Annotated in this window: 21 protein-coding genes; 9 read left to right on the top strand and 12 right to left on the bottom strand. The window is 65.7% G+C overall.

The window, feature by feature from the left end; translation table 11 throughout:
- Positions 1-90: 90 nt before the first annotated feature.
- Both I6F24_RS21480 and I6F24_RS21475 read right to left on the bottom strand, forming a co-directional pair.
- Complete coding sequence (locus I6F24_RS21480) at positions 91-1,158, bottom strand: endo-1,4-beta-xylanase (RefSeq protein WP_225151645.1); 1,068 nt, start codon at positions 1,156-1,158, stop codon at positions 91-93.
- On the bottom strand, positions 1,155-2,243 hold the full coding sequence (locus I6F24_RS21475) for a glycosyltransferase family 1 protein (protein ID WP_225151642.1): 1,089 nt from the start codon (positions 2,241-2,243) through the stop codon (positions 1,155-1,157). The genes I6F24_RS21480 and I6F24_RS21475 overlap by 4 nt, the downstream gene beginning before the upstream one ends.
- A 279-nt stretch (positions 2,244-2,522) precedes the next feature.
- On the opposite strand from I6F24_RS21475, the gene I6F24_RS21470 reads away from it, so the two are divergent.
- Both I6F24_RS21470 and I6F24_RS21465 read left to right on the top strand, forming a co-directional pair.
- Positions 2,523-3,959 carry an oligosaccharide flippase family protein gene (locus I6F24_RS21470; protein WP_225151640.1) on the top strand — a complete coding sequence of 479 codons (1,437 nt, stop codon included), beginning with the start codon at positions 2,523-2,525 and terminating at the stop codon, positions 3,957-3,959.
- 262 nt (positions 3,960-4,221) lie between these two features.
- Complete coding sequence (locus I6F24_RS21465) at positions 4,222-5,763, top strand: L,D-transpeptidase (protein ID WP_225151638.1); 1,542 nt, start codon at positions 4,222-4,224, stop codon at positions 5,761-5,763.
- A 28-nt stretch (positions 5,764-5,791) separates the two neighbouring features.
- On the opposite strand, the gene I6F24_RS21460 is transcribed toward I6F24_RS21465, so the two are convergent.
- The 3 genes from I6F24_RS21460 to I6F24_RS21450 all read right to left on the bottom strand — a co-directional run bounded on the left by I6F24_RS21460 (position 5,792) and on the right by I6F24_RS21450 (position 8,343).
- Positions 5,792-6,604, bottom strand: a complete 813-nt coding sequence (locus tag I6F24_RS21460) for a class I SAM-dependent methyltransferase (protein ID WP_225151636.1) — start codon at positions 6,602-6,604, stop codon at positions 5,792-5,794.
- Between the two features lie 89 nt (positions 6,605-6,693).
- Positions 6,694-7,233 (bottom strand): VOC family protein, encoded by a 540-nt coding sequence (locus I6F24_RS21455; protein ID WP_225151634.1) that lies wholly within the window; start codon positions 7,231-7,233, stop codon positions 6,694-6,696.
- A gap of 105 nt (positions 7,234-7,338) precedes the next feature.
- Complete coding sequence (locus tag I6F24_RS21450; protein ID WP_225151631.1) at positions 7,339-8,343, bottom strand: tripartite tricarboxylate transporter substrate binding protein; 1,005 nt, start codon at positions 8,341-8,343, stop codon at positions 7,339-7,341.
- 100 nt (positions 8,344-8,443) lie between these two features.
- Here I6F24_RS21450 and I6F24_RS21445 point away from each other — a divergent pair, with 100 nt between their 5' ends.
- From I6F24_RS21445 to I6F24_RS21435, 3 genes are read left to right on the top strand one after another with little or no spacing between them, the layout of a single operon-like run.
- Positions 8,444-9,142 (top strand): TetR/AcrR family transcriptional regulator, encoded by a 699-nt coding sequence (locus I6F24_RS21445; RefSeq protein ID WP_225151629.1) that lies wholly within the window; start codon positions 8,444-8,446, stop codon positions 9,140-9,142.
- Positions 9,120-9,680: a carboxymuconolactone decarboxylase family protein gene (locus tag I6F24_RS21440; RefSeq protein ID WP_036011690.1), complete on the top strand. Its 561-nt coding sequence runs from the start codon at positions 9,120-9,122 to the stop codon at positions 9,678-9,680. Before I6F24_RS21445 ends, I6F24_RS21440 begins: the two co-directional genes overlap by 23 nt.
- Before the next feature lies 1 nt (position 9,681).
- Complete coding sequence (locus I6F24_RS21435) at positions 9,682-10,527, top strand: SDR family oxidoreductase (RefSeq protein WP_225114022.1); 846 nt, start codon at positions 9,682-9,684, stop codon at positions 10,525-10,527.
- A 51-nt stretch (positions 10,528-10,578) separates the two neighbouring features.
- Here the strand turns inward: I6F24_RS21435 and I6F24_RS21430 are convergent, their stop codons facing one another.
- From I6F24_RS21430 to I6F24_RS21415, 4 genes are read right to left on the bottom strand one after another with little or no spacing between them, the layout of a single operon-like run.
- On the bottom strand, positions 10,579-11,118 hold the full coding sequence (locus I6F24_RS21430) for a DoxX family protein (RefSeq protein ID WP_225151627.1): 540 nt from the start codon (positions 11,116-11,118) through the stop codon (positions 10,579-10,581).
- Positions 11,115-11,897: a DNA-binding domain-containing protein gene (locus I6F24_RS21425; protein WP_225151625.1), complete on the bottom strand. Its 783-nt coding sequence runs from the start codon at positions 11,895-11,897 to the stop codon at positions 11,115-11,117. The genes I6F24_RS21430 and I6F24_RS21425 overlap by 4 nt, the downstream gene beginning before the upstream one ends.
- Complete coding sequence (locus I6F24_RS21420) at positions 11,887-12,801, bottom strand: DUF692 domain-containing protein (RefSeq protein ID WP_225151623.1); 915 nt, start codon at positions 12,799-12,801, stop codon at positions 11,887-11,889. Before I6F24_RS21420 ends, I6F24_RS21425 begins: the two co-directional genes overlap by 11 nt.
- Positions 12,802-12,838: 37 nt before the next feature.
- A complete protein-coding gene (locus I6F24_RS21415; RefSeq protein WP_036026732.1) occupies positions 12,839-13,144 on the bottom strand; it encodes a DUF2282 domain-containing protein in 306 nt (101 codons plus the stop codon).
- 308 nt (positions 13,145-13,452) lie between these two features.
- Between I6F24_RS21415 and I6F24_RS21410 the strand changes: the two genes are divergently transcribed.
- From I6F24_RS21410 to I6F24_RS21395, 4 genes are all read left to right on the top strand, one after another.
- Positions 13,453-15,543: an adenylate/guanylate cyclase domain-containing protein gene (locus I6F24_RS21410; protein ID WP_225151622.1), complete on the top strand. Its 2,091-nt coding sequence runs from the start codon at positions 13,453-13,455 to the stop codon at positions 15,541-15,543.
- A 60-nt stretch (positions 15,544-15,603) separates the two neighbouring features.
- Positions 15,604-16,188: a HutD family protein gene (locus I6F24_RS21405; protein ID WP_036026727.1), complete on the top strand. Its 585-nt coding sequence runs from the start codon at positions 15,604-15,606 to the stop codon at positions 16,186-16,188.
- A 101-nt stretch (positions 16,189-16,289) separates the two neighbouring features.
- The gene (locus tag I6F24_RS21400; protein ID WP_036011675.1) at positions 16,290-17,495 is read left to right on the top strand and encodes an adenylate/guanylate cyclase domain-containing protein; all 1,206 of its coding nucleotides are present in this window, start codon (positions 16,290-16,292) and stop codon (positions 17,493-17,495) included.
- Positions 17,496-17,551: 56 nt separating this feature from the next.
- Positions 17,552-17,875: a hypothetical protein gene (locus I6F24_RS21395; protein ID WP_158284442.1), complete on the top strand. Its 324-nt coding sequence runs from the start codon at positions 17,552-17,554 to the stop codon at positions 17,873-17,875.
- A 174-nt stretch (positions 17,876-18,049) separates the two neighbouring features.
- Here I6F24_RS21395 and I6F24_RS21390 read toward each other — a convergent pair whose 3' ends face one another.
- The 3 genes from I6F24_RS21390 to I6F24_RS21380 all read right to left on the bottom strand — a co-directional run bounded on the left by I6F24_RS21390 (position 18,050) and on the right by I6F24_RS21380 (position 18,985).
- Complete coding sequence (locus tag I6F24_RS21390; RefSeq protein WP_225114031.1) at positions 18,050-18,229, bottom strand: hypothetical protein; 180 nt, start codon at positions 18,227-18,229, stop codon at positions 18,050-18,052.
- A gap of 86 nt (positions 18,230-18,315) precedes the next feature.
- Positions 18,316-18,522 (bottom strand): hypothetical protein, encoded by a 207-nt coding sequence (locus I6F24_RS21385; RefSeq protein ID WP_050995990.1) that lies wholly within the window; start codon positions 18,520-18,522, stop codon positions 18,316-18,318.
- A gap of 94 nt (positions 18,523-18,616) precedes the next feature.
- Entirely contained in the window at positions 18,617-18,985 is a 369-nt protein-coding gene (locus I6F24_RS21380; RefSeq protein WP_036011668.1) for a rhodanese-like domain-containing protein, read from the bottom strand.
- Between the last annotated feature and the right edge of the window lie 31 nt (positions 18,986-19,016).

Here is a 19,016-nt window from a genome sequence, read left to right as displayed (position 1 = left end):
TCCGGAAAAGTGCATAGCGGTTTTCCGAAAAGATCATGCTCGAACAATAATCTAAAGCGCGATGACGATTCATCCTAATCGCATCGCGCTTTAGCCGTCCTTCGTGAACTTGCTGATGACGTCCATGAACGGCTTCGGCTTGAACTCGCCGTCGAGCGGCAGCGGACGGTTCGGCTGCTTGTCCTTGCGGGCGAAGGTGCCGTTGATCCAGCTGTAGCGGTCCGAGATGCCCCAGGTCAGGATCGACCGCACCGGGCCGCTCGCGGCAACGGCCGTCAGCAAGTCGTCGACGCGCTTGGCGACCACGGCGTCGCGCTCCGCAGGACTTCCCGCCAGCTTCTGGTCGTCGACGTCGAGCTCGGTGATGAGAACCTCGAGCCCCCAGGAACGCAGCTCGGTGGCGAATTCGGCGAGCCCGTGCGTGTCGATCTCGAGTTCGGCGTGCAAATGCGCCTGCAGCCCGACGGCGTGGAGCGGAACGCCCTGATCGAGCAGGTCCATGATGAGGGTGCGATAGGCCGCCCGCTTGGCGATGAAGGAATCTTTCGCCGATTCGATGTCATATTCGTTGATCGCGAGCGCAACGAAGGGGTCGGCCGCGGCCGCCGTGCGGAACGCCAGCGGAATCCAGCGATCGCCGAGATGTTGCGTCCAGAAGGTGTCGCGCCGGTCCTTCGGGCTGCGCGGATTGTCCGGGATCGGCTCGTTGACGACGTCCCACGACGTCAGCTTGTCCTTGTAGTAGGAAACGACGGTGCCGATGTGGTCGAGATAGGCGCGTTCGACGCCCTTGCTGCCCTTGATCTGCTTGGTCCAGTCCGGAATGTCGTGATACCAGGCGAGTGCGTGGCCGCGCATGGTCAGATCGTTGTCGCGCGCGAAATCCAGGATCGCGTCGGCGCGCTCGAAGGTGAACGTATGGGCGTCCGGCCGCAGCATCGGCCATTTCAGCTCGAGCACCGGCACCACCTGCGTGCAATAGGTGCTGATGGCCTCGCCGAGCCGCGGATCGGCTTGCAGGTCCCAGAGCGTGGCGGCTGCGCCGTAGCCCGGGCGGCGTTGGACGCGTTTCGAGGCCGGCACCGCGGACGCCGATGCGCCCGCCGCGAGCGTTGCGACACTGCCGAGCAGGAATTCGCGTCGGTCGAGCCCGGTCACGCGTGCCGCTGCATCGCGGCTTCCGCGATTTCGTAATAGTGAAGCGCGCCCTTCTCGAGCGTCAGGTGGTCCAGCACATAATCGCGCGGCGCGAAGCCTCCTGCCTCGACCTCTGACCAGAAACGGCCCCAGCCCGCCGCGAAGCTGCCCGCATCAGTGAAGGTCATGCCGCAGCGCGCGTCGAAATAGGGCACCGAGGACACGTTGCCCTCGTATCGCACCTTGTCCGGGAAATATTTCGGATCCTGCCAGGGTCCGCCGCGATCCCAGGCGAAGACGGGCACGCCGCTCGACAGTGCTTGCTGGCAGGCGATGCCCTGGCTCTCGTGCTCGCAGAGGAAGATCATGCTGCGGCAGCGCGCCAGCGCGGTCTTGTAATCCTCTTCCTTGTAGTGCCCGTAGCGGATCGTTTCGACCGTGCGTCCGCTGGCTTCGACAAACTTTCGGATCGGCTCGATCAGCTCCGGTTGATACCGGTCGTAATCCCAGCGGACCTTGTCGTAGAGCAGCACGTCGATCTTCTTCTGCGCGGCCGGCGCCGGGACCCAGAGATCCGTCTCGATGCCGACGGGCCAGGCACCGACATGGGGCCAGTGCGGACGGAACATGTCGGCATACCAGGCGCACGGCAACAGCACCTGCCTCACGTCGAGATCCTCTAGAGTTTCTGGTGCGTCGATCGGATGGTCATACATGGCGACGCCAAGCAGCAGCGGATTCTTCCACTGGAACCAGTCGAGCACGAACGGCCGGCCGATGATGCAGGCCAGTTCCTCCGGATGCTTCCGAATGTAGCGATAATCGTTGACGCGGTAGCGAATGCCAAGCCGATCGAGACCTGCGCACAGATTGAGCAGAACGCGCCGCTGTCCGCTGATGAAGGACTTGCCCAGCAGCAACCGGCGCAGCAGCGGCCGAAGGTGACGGTCGCCGGGAAACCAGCGGTCGTCTCGTTCCTCGAAGAAGAGGTTGAGGACCATCCTGTCGCGGCCCTTCGCGCCGGGATACGCCGGAGCCGCGGGAGCAGTGGCGGTTCGACGCGGGAGGGAGGTCGATCTCGCCCGTGTTCGTTCGACAACGTCCATATCAGTTACATCAGTGCGTCGGAGGAGTCGGGCGACGTTTCGCTATCATTGCTTCTTTTCTGCGATCGCGCCCGCTCCTTCAAGGACAGGGCAAATTTAACGCTAACGCGCGATAACCGCGTGCTCGCTCCATTAGCGATCCGATTTGCAGGGTTATCCGGCTATCCTTGACTTGTCCTTGACCTATCCTTGGCAATGCCAGCGGCGAGCCCCGATTGTCGCACCCAATCGTCTTAACGATCCGTTAATCCTGATGGCCGCCCACGGTCCCGTGCTCGCATGCTGAACCGCCATTTCTCGATCTATCTCGTCGCCTACATCCTGCCTGCGGCGGTGGGCTTCTTCGCCGTCACGGCCTATACGCGGCTCCTCAGCCCGGCGGAGTACGGCGTCTATGTCGTCGGCATCAGCCTTGCCGGGATTCTGGGCGCGATCTTCTTCGCCTGGATCAAGCTGTCGGTGTCGCGCTATCAGGCGATGTCGGCGGATGTCGATTTTCGCGGCACGGCAATCGTCGCCTTCGCGCTCACGGCCGCGGTGCTCTGCGCCACCACTCCGCTGGTTGTCCTGGTCCGCAGCGATCTCAGCGTCGAGCTGCTGCTCGCCAGCATGTTCGTCGCGATCATGGCCAATGCCGTCGATGTCGGCCAGGAGTTCGAGCGCGCCAAATTGCGCCCCTACCGCTTCGCGGCGATCTCGATCGTGCGCAGCGTCTCCACCGTCGGCTTCGGACTTCTCGGCATCTGGCTCGGGTGGGGTGGATTGGGGCTGCTCGCCGCATTCGGTCTGGGATCGCTCGCCGGCATCATCCTGAACCTCGTCGGCGACCGCACCGGGATCGCGCGATTCCAGCGCAGCCAGTTCATGCAGCTGGCGCGCTACGGCCTGCCGCTGACGCTGGCGGGATTGTCCGTGGCCGTCTATTCGGCCTGCGACCGCCTCATTGTCGCTTATCTGCTCGGCAAGGATGCTGCCGGCATCTTCGGCGTTGCCGCCGATCTGCCGCGCCAGTTCATGGTGATGATCGCATCCAGCGTCGCCGCGGCGACCGTGCCGCTGGTGTTCCGGTCATTGTCCGAGAACAACGGCGAGACGACGCGGGAGCGGCTGACCGAAAGCCTCGAGCTGCTGCTCGTCGTGGTGGCGCCCGTTGCGGTCTGGCTTGCGCTTGCGGCGGACCAGGTGGCCGGAACGCTCGTCGGGATCGACTTCCGCGCCGGCGTCTCGGCCCTGTTGCCGACGCTGGTGCTTGCGCGCTTCTTCGGCATCGCCAATCAGTTCTACGTGCAGATCAGCTTCCAGCTCGCCGAGCGGCCGTTCATGCTGGCGACGCAATCTTTCCTCACGCTGGTGATCAGCGTGATCCTGATGTTCGCGCTGATCGGCGGCTACGGCCTTTACGGCGCGGCGCTGGCGACGCTGGCAACCGAGGCGATCGGCTTCCTGGTCGCACTCGTCCTGATGCATCGGGCCCATCCGGTCCCGTTCGAGCTCAATCGCCTCGCCGGCGTCGCTGCCTCCGCGGCATTGATGGCGGCGGCGATCCTTGTTGCGCGCGCGCAAGTGGGCGGCACCGGCCTCGCCTCGCTCGTCATCGTCAGCCTCGCCGGCGGCCTTGCCTATGCGGCCGCAGCCTGGCTGCTCAATGTTGCGAACGTGCGAACGTTGTCGCTGCGTTTCCTGCGAACGTTGAACCGCAAGGCTCTCGGCGTCTAGCGGAAGGGCTATTCGCGCGTCCGTATGGTCGCACCAAAAGGTGATCCGGACATTCTGCCGCAGCGATTGAGGCCAGCTCCGGCTGCCCTCGGCTGACGGCCGCCTTCCGCCTCCGCGAGGCGTCGTATATGAGAGATTTGTCGTCCGAACGTACCGAATCCCGCCACAGACGGAACGTAAGGCGACTGCAATTTCTTAATGCAACGATTCCAATCTGACACGTGAGCGATACCAGCCGACTGGCAGCTCGACCGAGGATGGCATGAAAAACCGATCGACGACGGCGCAATCCATCAGGGCGGTGGGGCGCCGGGGGCCTGCCGGAATCATGGCGCTCGTGGCGGCGGCGACCCTTGCGGCGGCCACCCCGGCGATTGCGGCCAAGCAGCAGCGCCAGGTTGCCGAGGCGGTCGCGCCGCGGGTGGCCGGCGATCCGATCATGGCGATCGTGTCGATCAAGAGCCAGCAGGTCACGTTCTACGATGCCGATGGCTGGATCGTGCGCGCGCCGGTGTCGACCGGCACGACGGGGCGCGAGACGCCGGCTGGCGTCTTTGCCATCCTCGAGAAGAACCGGGAGCATCGCTCGAGCCTGTATGACGATGCCTGGATGCCGCACATGCAGCGCATTACCTGGAACGGGATCGCCCTGCATGGCGGACCGTTGCCGGGCTATGCCGCCTCGCACGGCTGCGTGCGGATGCCGTTCGGCTTCGCCGAGAATGTGTTCGACAAGACCTATATCGGGATGCGCGTGATCGTCTCGCCGCATGACACGGTTCCCACGGAATTCTCTCATCCCTCGCTGTTCGTGCCTAAGCCGGAGGCCATCGCGGCCGTGCCCGGCCGGGCCGACAAGCTCTCCGCGGAGGCGGAGGAGGCCACAAGGGCGGCCGACGAGGCCAAAAAGGCTGCGTCCGCCGCGGCGAAGGAGGCCGCCGCGCTCCCGGCCGCGCTGCGCAAGCTGGAACAGCAGAAGAGCCGCGCCGATGCCGAGCTCGCCTTCGCCGACAAAACGCTCGCAAATGCCAAGACGGATCAGGCCCGCGTCAAGGCCGAGGAGCTGAAGCAGAAGGCAGCAAGCAAGGCTGCCGACGCGGCGACGCAGCTCGAGGCCGCCAGGGCCGCCGCACAGCCGAAGCGCGATGCTGTGGCCGCGACCAAGGAAGCCGCGAAGACCGCTGCGGCCAGAAAGACCGAGGCCGTGAAGGCGGCGACCGACGCCAAGCTCGCGGGCGAGCCGGTCTCGGTCTACATCAGCCGCGCGACGCAGAAGCTCTATGTGCGGCGGAACACGCACAAGCCGGCGCCCGACGGCGGCGGCGAGGTGTTCGACACCAGCATCGAGGTCCCCGTCACGATCCGCAACCCGGAGCAGCCGATCGGCACGCATATCTTCACGGCGATGGCGAAGACCGCGACGGGCCTGCGCTGGAGCGTGGTCACGATCGAGAACGGCGACGAGGCCCGCAACGCGCTCGACCGCATCACCATCCCGCAGGACGTGTGGGACCGCATCGGGCCGACCGCGTTGCCGCGCTCCTCGATCGTCATCTCGGACGAGCCGCTGAGCAGCGAAACCAATTACCGCACCGAGTTCGTCGCGGTGCTGAGCAACGAGCCGCAAGGCGGCTTCATCACGCGTAAGCCGACCGCACCCGCCATGGTCGCCAGCGACGACGGCTGGGACAACGGCTTCGGCTTCTTCTATCGCGATCCCTACGTCCAGCCGGTCAACCCGCGCCGGCGCAGCCAGTATCAGTATTATCAGCCGGCGCCGCCGATGCAGCGGGGCTTCTGGTAAGGAAGCCGGGCTTGCCTGCGGCGCAGGCTTATGGCCGCGCCGTGATCACCAGCGCCTGGATCTTGGCTTCGACCGGTCCGGACCCGTGGCGCGCGCGGATTGCAGCGGCGACAGCGTCCGTCGCGGCCTGAAGATCGCCGCCGCTTCTCGCCTCGATTTCGCTGCGCAGCGGCGTACCCTGGCAATACGCTAACGCCACGAGGTCGGGCGAGGCGGCGCGGCTGGTGGCTGCCAGTATTTCGATCGAGACGTTGCCGAAACCTGCGCGTGCGAGGTCGGCCCGTATGATCGCCTGGTCGAAATAGCCGTGGGGTGTCCGCGTTAGGAAGCGTGGCGGATCGTCGGGAAACAGCTTGCCCAGGGCGGTCGTTGCGTCATCGGCGAACACGTTCTCCTCGATGCGGTCCCAGACATTGAAAAGAAACGCGCCGCCGAGCTTCAGGACGCGCTTTGCTTCCGAATAGCCCTTGACGCGGTCCGGAAAGAACATCGCGCCGAACTGGCAGCAGACCACGTCGAACTCGGCGTCGCCGAAGGGCAGGGCCATTGCGTCCGCCTGGCGCCAGGTGATGCGATCGTCATTCGCCTGGCGCTGCGCTGCGACCGCGAGCATCGGTTCGTTGAGGTCCGTTGCAACGTATCGAACGCCGCGCGGCAGCGCCGCCGCCACGGCACGCGTCACCGCACCGGTGCCCGCTGCGATCTCGAGCAATACAGCGGGAGAGCGTGCGGCAACGCGCCTTGCGATGTCCTCCGCATAGACGGCGAAGATCATCGGGACCAGATACTCGTCGTAGATTTTCGGAATCGAGCCGGCGAAAACCTTGTCAGTGTCGGGCATGCTAGCCTCGCTGAAGGTTCGGACACGAGGCCACGTTACCATGGTTTCCCGCAAGAGCCAGCAACGGCGTACATTGCGGGCAATCGGTTCTACGATCTCCCGCCGCCGATCTCGCGGATCGGCCGCGTGCCGTCCCAGCTCATCGCGGCCTGCCGGACCTTTTCGAAGAACGGTCCCTTGGTGCCGCTGATGTCGGAGATTTCGATCACCGTGCCCGGATGCGCCTGCGTGTCGAAATAGGCAAAGCGTCCCTTGTTGCCGCCGATCTGGCCCTCATGGCCGATCCGATAGCCGAGCCCGAGCGCCTTGTCGTAGAGCGCCTGATAGTCGTGGCTCCAATACGACATGTGCTGGAGCCCTTCGTGCCCAGCATCGAGGAATTCCCTGTAGAGCGAGGGCGCGTCGTTGCGCTGCTGGATCAGCTCGATCTGGAGATCGCCGGAATTCGCCAGCGCAATGCTCATCTCGACGGCCGAATTCCGGCCGCGATGCCGGAACCAGTCGGTCTTGACCCGGTCCATGTAGTACCAGGGGCCGACGCCCATCACCTCGATCCAGTGCTTCATCGCGGCGTGGATGTCCCGCACCACATATCCGTTCTGGCGCACCGCGCCGAAGATGCTGCTCATGTCCGCGCTCCTGCTCTCTGCCTATTCACGAGGGGCCTCATCCTGAGGGCCCGCCGCAGGCGGGCGTCTCGAAGGATGGTTGCTGGCGAGCTGCCCGCCACTTGCTCACTTGACCTCGATGCCCGCGTCCTTGGCAACCTGCTTCCAGGCCGTGATGTCGCGCGCGTTGATGTCGCGTTGCTCCTCGCCGGGCACGAATTGCGGGGTGATGCCGAGCGCCAGCAGCTTCTGCTTCACCACCTCATCGCCAAGGGTCTCCTTCAGGGCCGCCGACAGCTTCTGCGCGATCGGCGGAGCCACGCCGGCGGGCGCATACATCGCCCATGACAGGCTGCGGTCGAACGCGACGCCCTGCTCCTTGTAGCTGGCGATTTCGGGCAGGCTCGGCGACCGCTCGCCGCAGGCCGCCAGCGCCTTGATCGAGCCCTCCTTCACCAGCGGCGTTGCGGTGGCGACGTCGAGCGTCGCCAGGGAAATGTGGCGGCCGAGCAAATCGCCGGCCAGCTTTGCGATGCCGTTGAACGGCACGTGGTCCATCTTGATGCCGGTCTGCTGCATCAGGATTTCCGCGCAGAATTGCCCGGTCGAGCCGACGCCCCAGCTGCCGTACTGGATCGGCTCGCCCTTCTTGGCCAGCGCGACCAGACCCTTGATGTCATTGGCGGCAAAGTCCTTGGTCGCCACCAGCATGATGGAGGAGACGCCGACGCGCCCGATCGTCGTGAAGTCCTTGATCGGATCGTAGGGCAGCTTTGGATAGATCGCGGGCGCCAGCACATGCGTGGTCATGCCGCCGACGGTGATGGTGTAGCCGTCATTGGCGGAAGTCGCGACCATCTGCGTGCCGATCGTGCCGGCGGCGCCGGTGTGGTTCTCGATATAGATGCTCTGCCCGAGCGTCTTGCCCATCCTGTCCGCAAGCAGCCGGCCGACTACGTCGCCGCCGCCGCCGGCCGCGTAAGGCAGCAGCATCCTGATCTTGCGGGTGGGGTAGGCGGCAGCATCCTCGGCGCGGGCGGACGGCGCCGCTGACAAGATCAGCAGCAATGATGTGACGATGCGAAGCGCTGCGATGGTTTGCGCGGGCAAAAGGCGAGCGTGGCTTGCCATGGCGTTCTTCCCCCAATTGCTCTCCGCTTATCGAGCGGAGTTGAAACGAACGATCGTTCGTACGGTTGACTAGCGAACGAGCGTTCGTTAGTCAAGCAGCATGGCTGTCGACACCTCCAGCGCGGCTGAAGCGGCTGCGCCCACGACGCGCGAGCGCATCCTCGCCGAAGCGCTCAACCTGTTCGCGCTGAGCGGTTATGGCGGCGCCTCGATGCGCGAGCTCGCACGCCGCGTCGGCATCCGCGAGAGCAGCCTCTACAACCATTTCCCCGGCAAGGCGGCGATCCTCGAGGCGATCGTCAGCGAGCATGGCCCGGCCAGCTCGGCGAGCCGGCTGGAGGAGCCGCGCTACAAGCAGCTGGCGCGGCAGCCGGCGGAGTTCTGCCGGCAGTTCGCGCTCGACCTCGTCGAGCAATGGTCCGATCCGCGCGAGCACCAGTTCCAGAAGGTCATCACCGCCGAGCGCAACCGCGTGCCAGGCATTCGCGCCAAATTCGCCGATCATTTCTACGCGCGCGAGCAGAGCCTGATGACGGATTATTTCCGCGGCTTCGCGCTCGCCGGCCTGATCTCGACCACTGATCCGCGCGAGACCGCGCGGCTGTTCGCCGCCGGTCTGATCTACATCCGCCTCGAGCATTACGTGATGGGCGCGGTGCCGTCGCCGCGGCCGAAGGTGATCGAGGCGATCGACCGCTATCTCGCCTTCTTCCTGTCGCTGATCGCGGCAGGTCAAGACGCCGACAACAAGAAACGAAAGCCCAAGGGAGAAATGCGTGGCAAGGCTGCCCCTGATTGATCCGGAGACGACGAGCGGCGACATTCGCGCCTCGTTCGACCGCATGCCGGTCAAGCTCAACATCTTCCGCATGATGGCCCATGCCGAGGCCAACATGATTCCGGCGATGCGGCTCGGCAATTCCATCCTGCACAAGCAGAAGCTCAGCGCGGTCAACCGCGAGCTTCTGATCCTCCAGTCCGCCCAGCTCGAAGGCGGCGCCTACGAGTGGCGCCAGCACGTGCCGATCGCGCTCGGCGTCGGCTGCACGCAGGACCAGATCGACGCCGTCGAGCGTAGTGACTACGACGCCGCCGGCCTGAGCGAGGCCGAGCGCGCGCTGCTGAAGTTCGGCCGCGAAGTGGTCGAGAACGTCCGTGTCCCCGAGACCATCTTCGCGGCCGTGCGAAAACATTTCAGCGACCAGGAAATCGTCGAAGCCATCGTCGCGCTCGGCTTTTACATGATGATGGCGCGCCTGACCGAAGCAACGGAAACCGATCTCGATCCCGCCGCTGGCATGAAGGTCTATGACGGCGGCAAGAAGCCAGGCGGCTGAGATGGCGGACACCGAGAGCAAGCCGGAGCGTTACATTCGTCCGCCGAGCGCGGAATCATCCGGAGAAGCGCCGGGCAGGGGGCGCCTCAAAGGGCGCCGCATCCTGATCGTCGGCGGCGGCCAACGCGTGTTCGACGCAGCGAGCGATCCAATCGGCAACGGCCGTGCCATGAGCATCCTGTGCGCCCGCGAGGGCGCCAAGGTCGCGGTCGCCGATCTCAACCGCAGCTCCGCCGAACAGACGGTGAAGCGCATCACGGATGAAGGCGGCGAGGGTTTTGCCATCGCGGCCGACGTCACCTCGGAGGCCGACGTCGTCCGCATGATCGACGAGGCGCGCCGCGCCATGGGCGGGCTCGACGGCATGGTGCTGAACGTCGGCACATTCGGCAAGGTCGGGCTCGATGCCGTCAGCCCCGAGGAGTGGAACAAGATCTACGACGTCAATGTCCGCGGCCCCATGCTGTGCTGCCGCGCCGGCTTGCCGAAATTCGACGATGGCGGCGCCATCGTCTTCATCTCCTCCATCGCCGCGCTGAAGGCGGGCTCGCAGATGGCGGTGTACGATTCCTCGAAAGCCGCGCTCGGCGGTCTGATGCGCAACATCGCCCATCTCGGAGCCCGCCGCGGCATCCGCGCCAATCTCGTCTATCCCGGACTCGTCGACACCCCCAACGGCCGCGAAGCCGGCGCCGGCCGTCCCTCCCGCGGCAAGAGCCACATCCCGTTCGGCCGCCAGGCGACAGCCTGGGAGATTGCCTATGCCGTGCTGTTCTTCCTCTCCGACGAAAGCGTCTACGTCACCGCACAGACCCTCGCAGTCGATAGCGGCCTGAGCGGGATGTAAGTGCTCTTCTGTAGCCCGGATGGAGCGCAAGCGTAATCCGGGACCGATGCCTCACCGCGCAACCTGCCCCGGATTGCGCTGCGCTCCATCCGGGCTACGGATGCGACAGATCAGATGATCGAGCGAGATGTGCCCCGGCCCGTAAGCCATGAGGGCAAGTGCCATCGCTGCCCAGGTGAGATGGATCGGCCAGCCGTCGGGCACCGTGAGCTCGACGATCACCGTCATCACTAGCAGTCCGAGCGCTGCGAACCGCGTGCCCAGCCCCAGCACCAGCAGGATCGGGAACATGATCTCGCCGGAGCCCGAGAGAAAGGCCATCACCGTCGGGGCCGGAAAGTGATAGGGACCGCCGGGCAGATGCAGCATGAATTCGTCGCTGAACAGCGTTACTGCCGTGTCGTTGAGCCTGAGGAAGCCGTCCCATTTGAGCAGGCCCGAGCGCCAGAACGGCACGGCCAGCGCGAGGCGCAGCACCAGCTGGACCAGCGATGGTATCGCGAGCGCCTGCACCAGATGATTGGCTCTGTCGATGAGTGCTCCGAGCGACGGCAGGCCGCTGGCGGGCGTCATGGGTTGCTCCGTGATCATGATGGGTCTCCGCAACAGAGCGAGGTGAAGGCGCCGGCTTCGATCAGCCCGGCGATGTTCGCGGCAATGTCGAATTCGCTTGCCGCCTCCAGCGCTGCCGCAGCGGCTTCGCCGAGCGGCCGGCCCGACATGAGATGGTGCGCGAAGACCGCGCCGCCGGGTGGAAGGCGGCGCACGGCGACGTCGAATTCGCCTCGCGTGATCAGCGCATCCTCCGGTGTCGAGGCATCGATCCGCATGACCGGTGCGTCGCCGCGGTTAGCCGCAAAGATCGTCACGGCAGCGTAGTTCGAACGCAGGCATCGCGCAGCCGGGTGCGGAATGAACACCACACCAGCCAGGCGGTCGGGTGTCACCGCCGCGAGCTGGGCCGACGACAGCGGGACCGCGTCGGCAGCGTGATAGGCATCGAGCCAGGCCCGCTCGAGACGCGCGACGTCGCCGAGCCAGGGCAGATCTTGCGCATGCTCGTAAGCTTCGATGAACTCCGGGAAATCGCGGCCGTATTCGAACAGCAGCGGCGATGTCGGCGGATTGCTACGCACATGCAAGCGCGCCATCGCGCGGAAGAAGTCCATGCCGGTGATGCGCTGCACCGCCGGATAGATCGCGGCGAGCGCGTCGATCAGGCTGACCGTGACGTTGTTGCGGTAGACGTCGTAGCGCCGGCCAGCGGCCTTGCCGTTGGGGCCGGTCACGAATTCAGGCGTGCTGCGCTCCGGATCCAGCAACGCCGGCGCGAACGATGCGGCAAAACACAGGCCGGGTTCAGGCGGCATGACGCTCTCCTGCCGGTATGACGGACTGATGGCGGTCGAGGATCGCCTGGGCGGCCGCGGCTTCCGCTTGCAGCACCGGCCAGTCCGGAATCTTGCTGTCCCATTCGATCAGCGTCGGCACCGGCCCGCGGCGCCGGATCACGATCTCGTAGAGCTTCCAGACGGCGTCGGCCACCGGGCCATCGTGGCTGTCGATCAACAGCAGGTCACCTTCGTCGTCGGCCTGCGCGGCATGCCCGGCGAGATGAATTTCCTCGACGCGCGACAGCGGGAAATCAGCGAGGTAGTCGAGCGCCGAATATCCATGGTTGGCCGCGGAGACGAACACGTTGTTGACGTCGAGCAGCAGGCCGCAGCCGGTGCGCTCCGCAACGGCGCGGATGAACTCGGTCTCGCGCATCGAGGATTCGCGGAAGGCGAGATAGGTCGACGGGTTTTCCAACAGCAGCGGCCGCCGGATCGCCTCCTGCACCTGATCGATGTGATCGCAGACGCAAGTCAGCGTCGCCGCCGTGTAGGGCAGAGGCAACAGATCGTTGAAGAAGCTGGTCTCGTGCGTCGACCAGGCGAGATGCTCGGAGACCAGCGCCGGCTGATAGCGCGCGACCAGGCCGCGGAAGCGCGCCAGATGCGCCTTGTCGAGCGGCCGGGGTCCGCCGATCGACATGCAGACGCCGTGCAGCGAGAGCGGATGATCGCGGCGGATCGCCTCCAGCGCGCGATGCGGCGGCCCTCCCGCGCCCATGTAGTTCTCGGCGTGGACCTCGAAGAAGCCGCGCCGTTTCTTTGCCTCGAGGATTGCCGGGAGGTGCTCGGGCTTGAAGCTCGTCCCGGCAACGCCGCCGATCGGCGTTGCGAAGCGGAGCGGCAGCGCTGCTGGCGGGGCCGGCTTGATCGTGCTCATCGTGCTGCTCCGTTCGCGCTTGCCGTTGCGCCGGCCGTCAGATCGGCTTCAGCGAACCCTTCTTGCCGCCCGGCAGCTCGATGCTGGTGCAGGTGCCGCCCTTGACGAATTTCCAGGCATTGCCCTGGTAGTCCACGGTCGAGGTGCCCTGGCAGGTGGTGCCCGGTCCCGCCGCGCAATCGTTCTGGCCTTTCAGTGCGACGCCGAAGCACTTCTCTTTCTTGGCGGCGACGGCGGCATCGGCTTCGGCCTTGCTCAGGGGGGCGGCGGAGGCAAGGGTCGCGAGCGCGGTCGACACCGCACCGGCGAGGACGAGGGAGGTGACGGTATGTTTGGCAGACATCGAGGTTCTCCTGTTCGAATGGTGCCGCCCGGCAGGCGAGCGCGCATGATCTCCTTCGTTCCGCGCGCCGCCCGTGTTACGGCGGGCTGCTCACGAAACCGTGAGATCGATTGGATCGGGCGCACGGTCGGTGCGCTTGGACGGGATTAGCGGGCAAGTGGGTGCCCAAATCCAATGCCTTGGCGCTATCGACACGTTAGAGCGAGAGCATTGGATGCGTCCGACCAAACTTGGCAGAGGTAACGGACGGTAGGAAATCTGCGTAGGAAGATGACAGGAGTCGCGCCCACCCAAAGGCGGATAAAACCATGAACGTCGATCCCGGACGCCAGCTGCGCGCGATCGCAAGGATGACGGTCAGTATCCGCCTTGCTGTCTCCGCGCTGGTCCTCGCCGCGATCCTGCTGACCGCGGCGCTCTCCAGCCTGCTGTGGTGGCGCACCGCGGAGGCGGCCAGCCGGCAGCTCGCCTCGACCATCAACGAGCAGATCGTCGCGGCGGTGCGCAAGGAGGTCTCGGCCATCGTCGACGAGGCGCGCGCCGCGCATACCGCGATCCGCACCCTGTTCCTCCAGAACGTGCTCGACACCCGCGAGGCCGACAAGCGCGAATTCGTCTTCCTCTCGCAATTGCAATCGCAGGCCACGATTTCCTGGGTCGCGTTCGGCTGGCCTGACGGCTCCTTCTTCGCCGCGCACAAGCTCGGCGATCGGCGCCTGGAGATGATGGAGATCTCGCTGACGGATCATCCGGGCGAGCGCCGCGTCGACGAATACGACGTGGTGCCCGGCGACATCGAGTTCGCCAACCGCCGCTTCGAGCCGACCGATTTCCGCGTCGCCGATCAGGCCTGGTTCAAGGCCGGCCTCGGCGCGGACGATCCGCAATGGTTCAGGGTCATGAACCACGCGACCGGCGAGCGCCCATCGATCGCCTTTGCCGGACCGATCGACGTCTATCAGGAGCGGCAAGGCGTGCTTGCCGTCATCATTGAATACACCAGGCTTGCGCGCTTCCTGTCGCAGCTGGAGGTCGGACGCACCGGCACCGCCTTCATCGTCGACGGCAGCGGCGAGCTCGTCGCAGCGCCGGACAAGGACGCCGACGAGCTCCATCCGGCGCGTGGCGACACGGCGCTGCTGCCGCTGGCGCGCGCAGCGCTCGACCAGGCCGGGGAGGCCGGCCGCAAGGAGGCCTGGCAAAGCCGGCTCACCTCGGGCGGCGCGGCCTATGAGGTCGCGCTGACGCCGCTGCCGTTTCCCGGCTGGTCGCTCGCGACCGTGATCCCCGAGGCCGAATTTCTCGGGCCGGTCGAGACGACATTGCATCGCCTTATCCTCGGCCTCGCCGTCGGCGCCGTGCTCGCGGCGCTGGCCTCGGCGATGCTGGCGCGGTCCGTCATTGCCGCGCCGCTGTCGCGCGTCGTCGGCGAACTGCGCCATGTCGAAGCCTTCGCGCTGGAGCAGGTCCGCCGCCATCCGTCGCGGCTGAAGGAGATCGCAAGCCTGTCGGGTGCGATCGCGGAGATGGCGGCCGGCCTGTCCGCATTCCGCAAGTTCATCCCGGCCGATCTCGTCCGTGGCCTGCTGCGCCAGGGCGTCGAGGCGAAGCCCGGCGGCAGCGTTCAGGAGCTCAGCGTGATGTTCATCGACATCGCCGGCTTTACCGGACTGTCGGAGCGGCTCGGCGATCGCGTCGTGCCGCTGCTGTCGCGCTATCTCGACCTCACCTCGGAGATCATCGTCGCCAATGGCGGGACCATCGACAAGTTCATCGGCGATGCCGTGATGGCGTTCTGGGGCGCGCCGCAGCCGCAAGGCGATCACGCCGCACGATGCTGCCGCGCCGCGCTCGCCTGCCGCCGGGCGATCGACGAGTCGGGCCTCGTCGACGATCTCGGTCAGCCGCTCCAGATCCGCATCGGCATCAATTCCGGCCGCATGCTGGTCGGCAATATCGGCTCGGAGCTGCGGCTGAACTACACCGTGATCGGCGATGCCGTGAACGTCGCGAGCCGGCTCGAAGGCGCCAACAAATCCTACGGCACGCAGATCCTGATCGGCGCGGCAACCGAACGTCTGGCGCGCGGCGCCATCGTCACGCGCGAGGTCGACAGCATCGCGGTCTACGGACGCGAGGAGGGACTCTCCGTCCACGAGCTGATCGGGATGGTGAACGAGAATGCGGTCGGCAGCATCGGCTGGATCGCGGATTACGAACGCGGCCTCGCCGCCTATCGCGCCCGCCGCTTTGCCGATGCGCTGGCCGATTTCGAGGCGGTGCTGAAGCGGCGCGGCGATGATCGCCCGGCCGAGCTGATGCGTGACCGCTGCCGTCGGCTCGCTGCAGCTGCGCCCGACGTCAGCTGGCGGCCTGTGGCGGCATTGGCGTCGAAATAGCGACATCATCCGGCTACAAACTCTGGTACATACTCCGACTTTCCCGGACGAGCTCAAGACATGAAGGCAACGCTGCTCAATCCTGAAATCTACACCCGCTCGCCGTGGAAGAACGGCGCCGGCGTCTTCACCGACATCGCGGATGCGCATCGGGCCGATGCGCCGCGGAAGGACTGGGACAGCCTGCTCTGGCGCTTTGCGTCGACGCCGATTCTTGCGTCCGGTCCGTTCTCCCACATGCCCGGCATCGACCGCTTGCAGATGGTCGTCGAGGGCCGCGGGCTGGTGCTGAAGTCGCCGACGCAGGAATTCGACGAACGTGAACCTTTTACGACGGTGCGGTTCACCGGCGAGCTCGAGATCGTGACCGAGCTCGAGGCCGGTCCCGTCGAGGTCGTGAACCTCATGGCGCGGCGCGGCGCGGCCGAGATCGATCTCCTCGCGTTGAAGCAGCCCGGCGACCGGCACCTCGCCGCCGGCACGCATCTGGTCTACGCCCCGCGCGGCGAATGCCGCATCCGCCTCGACAACGAGGAATTTGCGATTCCCCGCACCGGCACGTTGAAGGTCGAGCTGGCCGGGCCGTCGCAGCTTGCGCTCGTCGCGGGTCTGGCGGTGCTGGGGTCGATCCGGCTTCTGGTCTAGAACCTCAGACCGATGCGCACAATCCATGCAACTAGCCAGGTTGACGCCGCCGGGCCGGCGCACGATATCTGCTGGCTAAACCGCAGCTCGAGGGGCAGGATATGAATGCGCCACACACATACGCCCCCACACTGGCCGACGGCGTCATCGACTGGCTGACCAACGGCACGCGCGACGAGCGCTTCATCGACGACATCTTCGCGCTGATGTGCATCCGCCTGCAGCAGGCGGGCATTCCGCTCAAGCGATCGACGCTTCACGTGATGATCCATCATCCGCAATGGCTGGGTGCCCGCATGATGTGGTCCGACGGCAAGCGCGAGGCGGAGATCACGCTGGCCGACTATGACGTTCGCGAGCGGTCCGAATATATCGGCAGCTCCGCCAACGAGATCCATGACGGTGCCGACGAGGTCCGCGAAAAGCTCGAGCAGGATTCCTCGCTCGGTCGCAAGCATGCCCTCTATGACGACATGCGGTCGCTGGGCATGACCGATTATGTGGCCTGGCCGCTGCTGCACACGCTCGGCAAGCGCCACGTCGTCACATTTGCCACTGATCGTCCCGGCGGTTTCGAGGATGTCCACATCGCCGGCCTGAAGAAGCTGTTGCCGGTGCTGGCGCTGGTCAGCGAGATCCGCATCAAGAATCGCCTGGCGCGCACGCTGCTGGAAACTTATGTCGGCTCCCATGCCGGCGAGCTGATCCTGGCCGGCGCCACCAGGCGCGGCACCGGCACGACGGTGCGCGCCGCGATCATGATCTGCGACCTCAGGGACTTCACCAAGATCTCCGACAACTGGCCGCGCGACGATGTCATCGACCTTCTCAACGACTATTTCGACGCGATGTCGGAGCCGATCGCGCGGCACGGCGGCGAGATCCTGAAGTTCATCGGCGACGGGCTGCTCGCCATCTTCCCGCTGCATCAGCCGAACGCCTGCGCCAATCTTCTGCATGCGGTGGCCGAGGCGAGGGGAGCCATGGCCGCGCTCAACGATCGAAACAGCGCGACGGGTCGCGCGCCGCTGAATTACGGCATCGGCGTCCACGTCGGCGATGTCATGTACGGCAATATCGGATCGGCCCAGCGGCTGGATTTCACGGTGATCGGCCCGGCCGTCAACATGGCCTCCCGCCTGGAGGCGCTGACCAAGACGCTCGGCAGGAACGTGCTGCTGTCACGCGATTTCGCCGAGCTGGTCGAGAAGGAGTTCGCATTGGAGCATGTCGGCCGGCACGAGGTGCGCGGCTTCAACGCCCCCATCGAGCTCTATGCCTATCCGGCTCGCGCTATTTCCGGTTAGTTCCGGGGGCGTTCGGCAGGGCCTGTTGGCCCCCCTGGGTCTGCCTGGCCGGATCGTTGTCGCCCGGCCTCATCGTTGACGACTTCGCCGGTGCATTGGCGCCGCCGTTGTTGGCGTCCGACGACGTATTGAGGCTGGAGGCGCCCGCGCCGGTCGTGCCGCCGGTGCCGGTCGAATTGATGCCGGAGCCCGTCCTCGACGGCCCCGCGCCGCTTTGCGCGAAGGCGGAAGGGGACGAGGCGAGCGCCGCGATGAGCCCTGCTATGACGAGTGCTTTCATGTCCGCTCCTGTGCTCGGCCTGGTGCATGATCCGGACCCGGAGGGCCGCGCAGCGCAAAGTGCGCAGCGGTTTTCCGAAAAGATCATGCTCAAACAATAACCTGGAGCGCGATGACGGTTCATCCTAATCGCATCGCGCTCTAGGCGGCCCCGGCCCGGCATCCGGGGGCGGGCTTGAGCCGGGGCCGCCATTTGCCGGAATGGTGAGACGCCGGCGAAGGGCCAATGCGCGGGAACGCGTGGTCGTTCCAAATTCGATGGCAGGGCCGCTGAACTACGCCGACCAGCGATCCTGCTCTTCCTGGTGGGCCTGCTCGTTCAGCCGGTCGGCGATCTCGTCCGCGATCTGCTCGGTCTCGGCCGAGGCCACCGGCTCGCCCTTGTGTGTCTTCAGCTTGTCCTTGTCGGCTTCGATCGGAAAATCGTCGGGTCTCAGTCCGTTCGTCTTGTTCATGGTGCGCCTCACTGTCTCCAGTTGGGGAAAACACACGTGAAGGGCCGATCGTTGCTTTGAGGATGAAGCCGCTGGACCAGGCGGCGTCAGGCGCCGCCGACCGCCCGCGTGACGGTGCCGCTCCCGCCGCAGGTGGCGCAAGGCGCGCCGTCGATGCGTCCCTTGCCGTGACAATCGGGACAGACGTCGTCGCCGGTGCCCTTGGTTCCGGGCGGAGCTTCGTCACCGGGATTGAGCGCTGCTTGCGTGGGAATCTTGGCGTCTTGTGCGTGGGCAGCCTTGGTCTTGGTCATCTGCGCCTCCTCGACAACACCGCAACGCGCCTTGCCGCAGAAAGTGCCAATCGGAGTTCGCAGCGCAGTCAACGGAACCGCGCCGCTGTTCTCGCTACTTCTCGACTGCGCCCGTCCAGTCCTTGAAGCCGCCGACGTTGTAGACGTTCTCGTAACCCATATCCTTCAAGAGCTTGCCGGCCAGCGCCGACCTGCCGCCGGATGCGCAATAGAGGATGACGGTCTTGCCCTTGTCGAACGCCTTGTCGTGATAGGGCGACTCCGGGTCGGCGCGAAACTCCAGCATCCCGCGCGAGACGTTCACGGCGCCGGCGATCTTGCCGCTGGCGGCGACTTCCGGCGCATCGCGAACGTCCACGACCAGCGTGTTGCCCTTGTTGATCATCTCGGCCGCCTGCTCCGAGGTGATCTTCGGGACCGCCGCGTTCGCAGCTTCCAGCATTTGCTTGACACTCGTTGCCATAAATTCTCTCCGGATTTTCTTCTGCCGCCCC

Origin of the sequence: Bradyrhizobium sp. BRP23 (genome assembly GCF_020194135.1) — a bacterium.
In the GTDB taxonomy this organism is placed as follows: domain Bacteria; phylum Pseudomonadota; class Alphaproteobacteria; order Rhizobiales; family Xanthobacteraceae; genus Bradyrhizobium; species Bradyrhizobium yuanmingense.
The sequence above is the reverse complement of the archived record's forward strand: the minus strand, read 5'-3'. Positions and strand labels throughout refer to the sequence as shown.